The organism is Burkholderia sp. Ax-1720, from assembly GCF_011753035.1.
In the GTDB taxonomy this organism is placed as follows: Bacteria; Pseudomonadota; Gammaproteobacteria; order Burkholderiales; family Burkholderiaceae; genus Burkholderia; species Burkholderia gladioli.
Genome location: NZ_VWWK01000245.1, coordinates 1 through 8,348 on the forward strand (window position 1 = coordinate 1; position 8,348 = coordinate 8,348).

Annotated in this window: 6 protein-coding genes and 1 pseudogene; 2 read left to right on the top strand and 5 right to left on the bottom strand. The window is 71.8% G+C overall.

The window, feature by feature from the left end:
- From F3J18_RS33990 to F3J18_RS34010, 5 genes and pseudogenes are all read right to left on the bottom strand, one after another.
- Nucleotides 1-430: pseudogene (locus F3J18_RS33990) on the bottom strand (biotin/lipoyl-binding protein); the annotation flags it as partial.
- Nucleotides 427-2,016, bottom strand: coding sequence for an efflux transporter outer membrane subunit (locus F3J18_RS33995; protein WP_166916475.1), 1,590 nt, complete (start codon nucleotides 2,014-2,016; stop codon nucleotides 427-429). The pseudogene F3J18_RS33990 and the gene F3J18_RS33995, both read right to left, overlap by 4 nt.
- A gap of 7 nt (nucleotides 2,017-2,023) precedes the next feature.
- Nucleotides 2,024-2,971, bottom strand: a complete 948-nt coding sequence (gene syrB2 / locus F3J18_RS34000; protein WP_166916477.1) for a syringomycin E biosynthesis L-threonyl-[L-threonyl-carrier protein] 4-chlorinase SyrB2 — start codon at nucleotides 2,969-2,971, stop codon at nucleotides 2,024-2,026.
- 22 nt (nucleotides 2,972-2,993) lie between these two features.
- Nucleotides 2,994-4,871: an amino acid adenylation domain-containing protein gene (locus F3J18_RS34005; RefSeq protein ID WP_345892543.1), complete on the bottom strand. Its 1,878-nt coding sequence runs from the start codon at nucleotides 4,869-4,871 to the stop codon at nucleotides 2,994-2,996.
- A gap of 169 nt (nucleotides 4,872-5,040) precedes the next feature.
- Complete coding sequence (locus F3J18_RS34010) at nucleotides 5,041-6,279, bottom strand: alpha/beta hydrolase (RefSeq protein ID WP_166916479.1); 1,239 nt, start codon at nucleotides 6,277-6,279, stop codon at nucleotides 5,041-5,043.
- Nucleotides 6,280-6,595: 316 nt separating this feature from the next.
- Between F3J18_RS34010 and F3J18_RS34015 the strand changes: the two genes are divergently transcribed.
- Together F3J18_RS34015 and F3J18_RS34020 are read left to right on the top strand one after the other, a co-directional pair.
- The gene (locus tag F3J18_RS34015; protein WP_166916481.1) at nucleotides 6,596-7,888 is read left to right on the top strand and encodes a cation:proton antiporter; all 1,293 of its coding nucleotides are present in this window, start codon (nucleotides 6,596-6,598) and stop codon (nucleotides 7,886-7,888) included.
- A partial coding sequence (locus F3J18_RS34020; protein ID WP_240156488.1) for a thioesterase domain-containing protein occupies nucleotides 7,885-8,348 on the top strand: 464 nt, incomplete at its 3' end. The genes F3J18_RS34015 and F3J18_RS34020, both read left to right, overlap by 4 nt.

Genomic DNA, 8,348 nt, shown 5'->3' on the forward strand with positions numbered 1-8,348 from the left:
TCGAGGCGTCCAGCAGCCTGGAGCCGGCCAGTTGCGCATCGGCCTGCTCCAGGTTGGCGCGCGCCTCGTCCACCTCGGCCAGGGTCTGAGCGCGGCGCAGGCGCACCGCGGCGACCTCCATGGTCGCCAGCACCTGGCCGGCGCGCACCGGGTCGCCGACCTGCGCCCGCACCGTGGCGAAAGGCATGCCGTTGGCGGGCGCGGCGATCTCCACCGGCTCGAACGGCGCGACGCTGCCGCTGGCCAGGATGCTGCGCGCCCAGCGGCGAGTATCGGGCGCGACCGTGGTGACGCTCAGCGCGGTGGGCGCCTCGGCCGCGCTGGCCGCGCCGGTGGCCGCGTTGGCCTCGGACACGGGCCGGGACGGGCCGCAGGCGGCGCTGGCCAGTGCCAGCACCAGCATCGCGGTGTATCGAAAGGGAAGATTCATGGTGTCAGCGTCGTGCCGCCTTGCTTGCCGTCCTGATGGCCGGGGTCCGTGGGCTGCGCGAGCGCGAGCGCCGGGTCCGGCTCCTGCCAGCCGCCGCCGATCGCGCGATAGAGGGCGATCCAGGCCTGCGCGCGCTCGAGCCGCGCGACCGCCACCGACTGGGTGCTGGCGATCAACTCGCCGCGCGCGGTCTCGACATCGAGCACGTCGCGGCTGCCGGCCTGGAACTGCCGGTCGGTCGCCTCGGAATACAGCCGGTAGTGACGCTCGGACTCGACCGCGCTGCGCTCCAGCTCGACCGAGGCATCGACGCGCGTCAGCGCGTTCTCCACCTCGTTGACGGCCTGCCGGACCTTGCCGCGATAGTTCGCCATCGCGCTCTCGTAGCGGGCCCGCGCGGCGCGTTCGTTGGCCGCGCCGCTGCCGCCGTCGAACACCGGCAGGCTCAGCGAGGGCCCGAAGGCCCAGGGATGCAGGGTCAGCGACTGGCCGGTGATGTGATAGCGGTCGACCTCGATCGAGCCGGTCAGCGAGAGCTGCGGGAAGCGCGCCGCGCGCGCCTCGCCGATCTCGGCGCTGGCGGCGGCCACCGCGCGCTCGGCCGAGCGCACGTCGGGGCGCTGCTCGATCGAGCTGGCCGGCAGGGCGACGATCGCGCCGTCGCGCGGCACCAGCATGCGCGCATAACCGGGCTTCAGCAGCGTGTCGAGCGGCCCGCGCGCCATGCCGGTGAGCGCGGTCAGCGCGTTGCGGTCCAGCTCGCACTGGCTGGCCTGCTGCACCAGCGCATTGCGCCCCTCGGCCACCGAGGCGATCGGCAATTCCGCGTCGGTGGGCGACAGGAAGCCGGCCTGCACGCGCAAGCGCGCCAGCGCGTCGGAGCGCTCGCGCGAGCGCTGCTCGTCGCGGCGCGCCTCGAGCAGCGCCTCGCATTCGCGCAGCGCCGCGTAGTTGTCGGCCACGTCGGCCGCCACGCTGACGCGCGCGTCGTGCCAGTCGTCGACGGCCGCGTCGCTGCGCGCCGATTCGGCCTGCACCGCGCGCCGGCGGCGGCCGAACAGATCGATTTCCCAGGAGGCCTCGAGCGCGCCGCGCGTGGTGTTCAGCTCGCTTTCCTGCAGCGATTGCGGCTGGCTGACGTCATTGGAGGTGACGGCCTGGGTATTGCCGTTGGAGCGCTCGAAGGAGCCGGTCGCGTTGAGCTGCGGCAGCAGCGGCGCGAGGCTGCCGCGCCGGATCGCGCGTGCCTCGCGCACGCGCGCCACCGCCGCGTCGATATTGGGGTTGTCCGCCTGCGCGGCGGCGATCAGCGCGCTGAGCGCCGGATCGTCGAAGCGTCGCCACCATTCGCTCAGCTCGACCAGGCTGCCGCCGTGCGGCAGGGTGGCGTGCCAGGCCTCGGGGATGCCGAGGGCCCCGGCATCGGGCCGCCGGTAGTCGGGGCCCAGCATGCAGCCGGCCAGTTGCCCGGCCAGCAGGACGAGCGCCAGCGCGTGCGCCGCACGCAACGCGCGCGCCGGCTCGCGGCGCATCCCGCGCCGCGCACGGTTCAGCACGGCAACGGCGGGACGGATGCGCGGCGCCATGCGTGGCTCAGCCTCGCTCGAACTTCTTGCCGCGCGTGGTGTGCGTGACCATGCGGTTGTAGGCGGGCGTGTGGTCGCCGACCACCTGCACCGAGCCGTAGCGCTCGAGGCTGATCTTGCCGCCGTATTCCTCGACGTAGTCGGTGTCCGGGTAGACGTGCACGCTGGAGGGCACGTAGCGCGAGGCGAAGCCCATGCGCATCTCCTCGGTCTTGCCCGCGTGCGGGTAGGAGGCGTGCATCAGGGTCGACCAGAAGATGATGAACTGGCCGGCCTTCATCTCCATCGCCGCGGCCGCCGCCTCGTCCGGCTTCCAGTCCTTGTCGATCTGCAGCTCGCGATAGTCATAGCCGAAGAAGCCGCGGCGCATGCCTTCCTTCTCGACGCCGGTCAGCGCGTCCGGGTCGTAGCGCATGCGCTTGGTCTCGTCGTAGTTCATCGCGGTGTGCGTGCCGGGGATGAACTGCAGGCAGCCGGTGTCCTTCATCGCGTCGGTGAAGGCGGTCCAGACCGTGATCGTGCCGCCGAACTCGCGGTTCTCCGGCCAGACGATCTGCGGCTTGCCCGAGGCGTTCGCGAAGGTGTCGGCCTGGTGCCAGTCGGTGCCTTCGTCGCCCGGGTACTTCGGGAAGAACTCGGTGCGCCAGCAGATCACCTCCGGCCCGAGGATGCCCGACACGCGGTCGCAGATCTCCGCGCGCATGATGTGGTCGGCCAGGAAGTCGTCGTCCAGGTGGCGGTCGTAGTTGGCGATGTTGGTCTGGCCCGACACGGCGTCCAGATCCTGGTAGGCGGCCTGGCTGCGATCCAGCAGGCGCAGGCGCGCCTTGCGCCACTCGGCCTTCATCTCCTCCGGCGAGTACAGCGTGAACGGGCCGAGATAGCCGTTCTTGCGGAACGAGGCCAGTTCCTCGTCGGTCAGCTGGAAATTCCGGGTAGTAGTCAGTGCGTCCATGATGATTCGATTTCCTTGAGGGTCATTTGGCTTGCAGCGCCAGGCCGGCACGATTGGCCCGGATCACGTCGGCGAGGGCCTGGGCGGTCGCGCCGCTGGCGAGCGCGCTCAGGTCGAGATTGATCCGGAAGCGCGCCTTGATCGCGGCGATCGAGCGGATCAGCGCGAGCGAGGTGCCGCCCGCATCGAAGAAGTCGTCGTGCAGGCCGATCGTCTTCAGGCCCAGCAGGTCGCGCCATACCTCCAGCACGCCCGACTGCTCCTCGTCCAGCACGATGGCGGGCGCCGCCTGCGCCGGCGCGGCGCCCGGCGCGGGCAGCGCGCGGCGGTCGATCTTGCCGTGCTCGGTGAGCGGCAGCGCGGCCAGCGCCACGTACACCGAGGGACGCATGTAGTCGGGCAGGTCGCGCGCGGCGGCCTCGCGCAGCGCGGCTTCGTCCGCGGCAGCCAGGCTCGCGCCCTCGGCCGGCACCACGTAGGCGATCACGCGCAGGTCGCCGTCGCCGAAATCGTGGCCGCAGGCGTGGCTCGCGCGGATTCGCGCGCTGCGCTGCAGGGCCGCCTCGATCTCGCCCGGCTCGATCCGGAAACCGCGGATCTTCATCTGGTCGTCGGCACGGCCGGCGTGGACCAGCCCGCCCTCGCCGCGCACCGCCAGGTCGCCCGAGCGGTAGGCGCGCACCGTGGTGCCCTCGGCGGTGGCCAGCGACACGAAGCGTTCCTCGGTCAGCGCCGGCTGGTTCAGGTAGCCGCGCGCAACGCCCGCGCCCTCCACGTAGATCTCGCCGATCGCGCCGTCGGGCACCGGCTTGCGCTGCGCGTCGAGCAGGTGCAGGCGCAGGTCGTCGATCGCCACGCCGATCGAGGCCATCGCCTCGGGCGCGGCCTCCACCGCGGCGCGCGTCACGCGCTGGTGGGTGACGTGGACGGTGGTCTCGGTGATGCCGTACATGTTGGTCAAGGCCGGGGCATGATCGCCATGGCGCGCGATCCAGGGCGCCAGCACCGCGTGCGAGAGCGCCTCGCCGCCGAAGATCACGTGGCGCAGCGCGAGCGGCGCCCCGCCGGCGCGATCGGCGGCTTCCAGGTTGCGGAATGCCGAGGGCGTCTGGTTCAGCACCGTCACGCCGGTGCTCGCCAGCCAGGCGCGGAACTGCTCGGGCGCGCGCGAGACCGCGTAGGGCACGATCTCGACGCGGGCGCCGCTCAGCCAGGCGCCCCAGATTTCCCACACCGCGAAGTCGAAGCCGATCGAGTGGAACATCGACCAGACATCGCGCTCGTCGAAGCCGAACAGCGCGCCGGTGCGCGCCACCAGGCGCAGCGCGTTGCGATGCTCGACCATCACGCCCTTGGGCTTGCCGGTCGAACCCGAGGTGTAGATCACGTAGGCCAGGTCGTCGGGGTTCGAGGCATGGACCTCGTGCGCCTCGTCGGCCGCGCCCGGCGCCGCCAGCGCCGACCACAGCGCGTCGAGATGCACGCTGCGCACCGCCCGGCCGGCCAGCGGCGCGGGCTCGGTCGATTCGTCGACCAGCACCGACAGGCCGCTGTCCTCGACGATGTGCGCGACGCGCTGCGCCGGATAGCTCGGATCGATGGGCAGGTAGGCCGCGCCTGCCTTCAGGATGCCGAGCAGGCCGACCAGCAGTTGCACGCTGCGGCCCACGTAGAGGCCGACCACCATGCCGGGAGTCACGCCGGCGCGGCGCAATTCGCCCGCCAGGCGTGACGACATGCGGTCGAGTTCCGCGTAACCGAGCCTGCGTTCGCCATCGGACGCCGCGACGCGATCCGGGAAACGCAGCGCCTGCTCATGGAACGCCGCGTGTAGCGAGCGCGCTCCGGACGGCTGCGTGGCAGCCGCACTACCCGAACGTGCCGGTTCAGTAGAAAACACTGGACATCCTCCTGTGTAAAAGTCCCGGCACCGATGACCGAGCCGGTCCAGCTTGCGAAACGATGGCGAGATCGCGCGAAGGCGGCCGCCCGCGCGGATCCGCGTCAGGCGGCCTGCAAGGCGGCGCGAGCGGGTCGGGGCCGGGGCCGCGACACCGCCCGGGTGCCGTTCATCTGCCGTACCGGAGTTCCGGTGCCGCGGCGCCCGGGCGAGCAGCGGCGGCCGGCGACACCGCGTGCTCGCGATGGAAGGCGCTCGCCAGCTCGGCCGACGGCGCGGGCATGCCGAAGAAGTCGGTATGGGTGCCCCCCGGCTCGACCACCAGTCGCGCGCCGGCGATCCGCCGGGCGACCAGGGCTGAGCCGCCCGCGTGGGTGGTGGTGTCCCGGTCGCCCGTGACCACCAGCGTCGGGGCCCGCACCTGGTCGAACCACGGCGTGATGTCGGTCTTGTTCAGCGCGTCGTTGATGCGCGCATAGCGATGCAGCAGCTCGGCGTTGACGTAGGGATAGAGCGAGAGATGCGCGATCTCGGGCGGCGTGGTGGCCAGCGTGCCGGGATCGAGGAACATCTGCTGCAGGTCGCGCGCCTCGTCGAGGCTTTGCGCCGCGGCTTCCATCAGCCACTCGAAATTGGCCTGGTGCGGGGTGCGCAGCGTGCTGTCGGCGAACGGGTAGTCGCCGTACCAGAGGCTCAGCGCGCTGGCCCGCGCGGGCTCGCGCGCCGCTGCCGCGACGGCGATCACGGCGCCGCCGCAGATGCCCATCAGCTGCGCCGACGCCACCCCGAAATGCCGCATCACCGCGTACAGGTCGTCGACCTGGGCATCGAGGTCGGCGCGCACCGCCTTGAAATCGTCGCAGGCGCCGAACAGGCCGCGGGTCTCCCAGCTCAGCACGCGATACTCGCGCGACAGGCTCTCGAACCAGCCCGCGCAGAGCGCCAGCGGCATGCCGAACGGCAGCACCATCACCAGCGGCGGCGCCTCGGGCGCGCCGGCCGCGTAGGCATGCAGCGTCACGCCGGGTTCGCGCTCGATGCGCTGCGGCGCCAGGCCGGCTACCGCCGCGTGGCCCGCCGCGGCGCGATCCGGTTCGTCCTCCGAATCGATTCGCGCGTCGTTGTCGGCCGTGCCAGCGGCCAGCGCCTCCGACAGGTGGCGGCCGAGCAGATGCTCGAACGAGGAACGGCTGCCGTCCTCGGCATCCATGAAGCGCACCTGGCTCACGCCGATGCGCTCGAAGGCGGCGGCGATCAGCTCGCGCTCCGGCGATCGCGCCTCGGCGCCCGGCACCAGCAGGCGCACCGGCCCCGGCAACTGGCCGGCGATATGGCGCAGACGCTCGACGCAGCGTTCGATCCGCTGCTCGGCAAGGAAGGGCTGATTGGCTACGACGGTGTCGTCCATGGAATGGCCTCGTGGAACTGGCATTGCGCAACGCGACGAGCGACGCGCGGCGGCTCGCCAGCGGCGCGCCTCCCCGGTCACTCGGACAGTGGCAGGATTTCATCATGCGGGTCCGGGCATGTCTGCCGCACGAAACTGGGACACTCGCGGGACATTCGCGGAACATTCGCGCGACACCGCATGCGAATGCCCTGTCCCATCTTTCCCTTGCATACGCGAGCCGGCATCGCTGGTTAAATCGCTCGCATCGTCTGCGCCCCGGCTCCTCCAGCCTCGTCCCGCACGCGTGAGGTCCACACTTTCGGAGAATCTCGGAATGACGCTTTGGCTACTTCAACTGGCAATCATCGTGGTGGCGTGCGGATGTTTCGGCGCGCTGGCCGAGCGCGTCGGCCAGTCGCGCGTGGTCGGCGAGATCGTGGCAGGCATCGTGCTCGGGCCGTCGATCGTCGGCGCCATCACCCCCGGCTTCTACGGCATGGTGTTCGGCCCCGCCGCCTCGACCGGCATCTCGCAGCTCGGCGAGGTGGGCGTGGTGATGCTGATGTTCGACGTGGGCCTGCACATGGAGCTGGGCAGCTCGACGAGCGGCGGGAAATCCCTGCGGCCGGCGCTGCTGGTGGCGTTCTGCGGCATGGCCCTGCCCTTCGTGCTGGGCCTGGGCGCCGCGCTCTGGTCCTGGCCCGCGCTGGCGGCCGGCTATCGCAAGCTCGAATACGTGCTGTTCTGCGGCGTCGCGTTGTCGGTCTCGGCGGTGCCGGTGATGGGCAAGATGGTGATCGACATGAAGCTCACCCGCCATCCCGCCGCCAAGCTCGCGCTGGGCGCGGCGATGCTCACCGACCTGGCCGGCTGGCTCGCGCTGGGCGTGATCGCCTCGCTGTCGGTGGCCGGCTCGAGCGCCACGCTGTTCGTGGAGGTGCTCGGCGAGCTGATCGGCTTCGGCATCGCCTCGCTGCTGCTGGTGCGGCTGGTGGTGCGCCCGCTGGCGCGGCGCGCGGCCTCGCCCGGCGAGCGGCTGGCGATCCTGGTGCCCTACGTGCTGGCCTCGGCCTGGGCGACCGCGGCGCTGGGCTTCCACAGCGTGTTCGGCGCGCTGTTCGCGGCGATCCTGCTGCGCGACCTGCCGAACCTGCGCGAGGACTGGGATTCGCATTTCGGCGGCTTCGTGCGCACCGTGCTGCTGCCGGTGTTCTTCGCCTACGCGGGCCTGCACGCCAAGCTCAACGTGCTGGCCAGCTCGGCCGCCTGGTTCTGGTTCGCGGTGTTCTTCTCGGTGGCCTTCGTCGGCAAGTTCGGCGGCGCCTTCCTGGGCGCGCGTGCCGGCGGCGTGAACCCGCGCCACGCGGCCATCGTCGGCTCGCTGATGAACACCCGCGGGCTGATGGAGCTGGTGGTGCTGGCCATGGGCCTGCAGATGGGCGTGTTGCCGGGCAATGTCTACGCGATCCTGGTCACCATGGCGCTGGTCACCACCGCGATGACGATTCCGTTCGTGCGCTGGTTCGGCGGCCCGGCGATGCGCCAGGAAGCGGAGCAGCCGGCGCGCGACGGCGATGCGCCGGCAGCGCTGCGCGGCTTCGAACCCCATGGCGAGACGATGCGATGAACCTGATAGCCGAAGTGAGCGCCTCCCCGGCGCCAGCCGCCGCGCGGCAAGCCTCGAAGCCGCGCCAGGCCGCGCCGGCCGTGCGCACGCTGTTCCTGCTGCCCGACTACACGGGCCTGGCCGACGGCATGGCCGACTTCGCGACGGGCCTGGCCGCCGACGGCCCGCTCGAGTGCCTGCCCTGCCCGCCGCTCGACGCGAGCCGGCCGGCCACCCTGGAAGGGCTGGCCATGCATTACGCGGAGGCGATCGTCGAGCGCCAGCCCGAGGGGCCCTACCGGCTCGCCGGCTGGTCCTTCGGCGGCATCCTCGCCTACGAGGTGGCGATGCAGCTGGTCGGGCGCGATCGCGGCATCGAGTTCCTCGCCATGATCGACGCGAACCTGCCGGGCTCGGCGACCGCCCGGCGCATCGCCGCGCCGCTCGAGGCGGGGCTCGCACCGGGCGCCTACCTGCTCGG

Coding starts and splice junctions, on each gene's coding strand:
- F3J18_RS33995 (WP_166916475.1), bottom strand. CDS start 2,016: ATGGCGCCGCGCATCCGTCCCGCCGTTGCCGTGCTGAACCGTGCGCGG.
- syrB2 (WP_166916477.1), bottom strand. CDS start 2,971: ATGGACGCACTGACTACTACCCGGAATTTCCAGCTGACCGACGAGGAA.
- F3J18_RS34010 (WP_166916479.1), bottom strand. CDS start 6,279: ATGGACGACACCGTCGTAGCCAATCAGCCCTTCCTTGCCGAGCAGCGG.
- F3J18_RS34015 (WP_166916481.1), top strand. CDS start 6,596: ATGACGCTTTGGCTACTTCAACTGGCAATCATCGTGGTGGCGTGCGGA.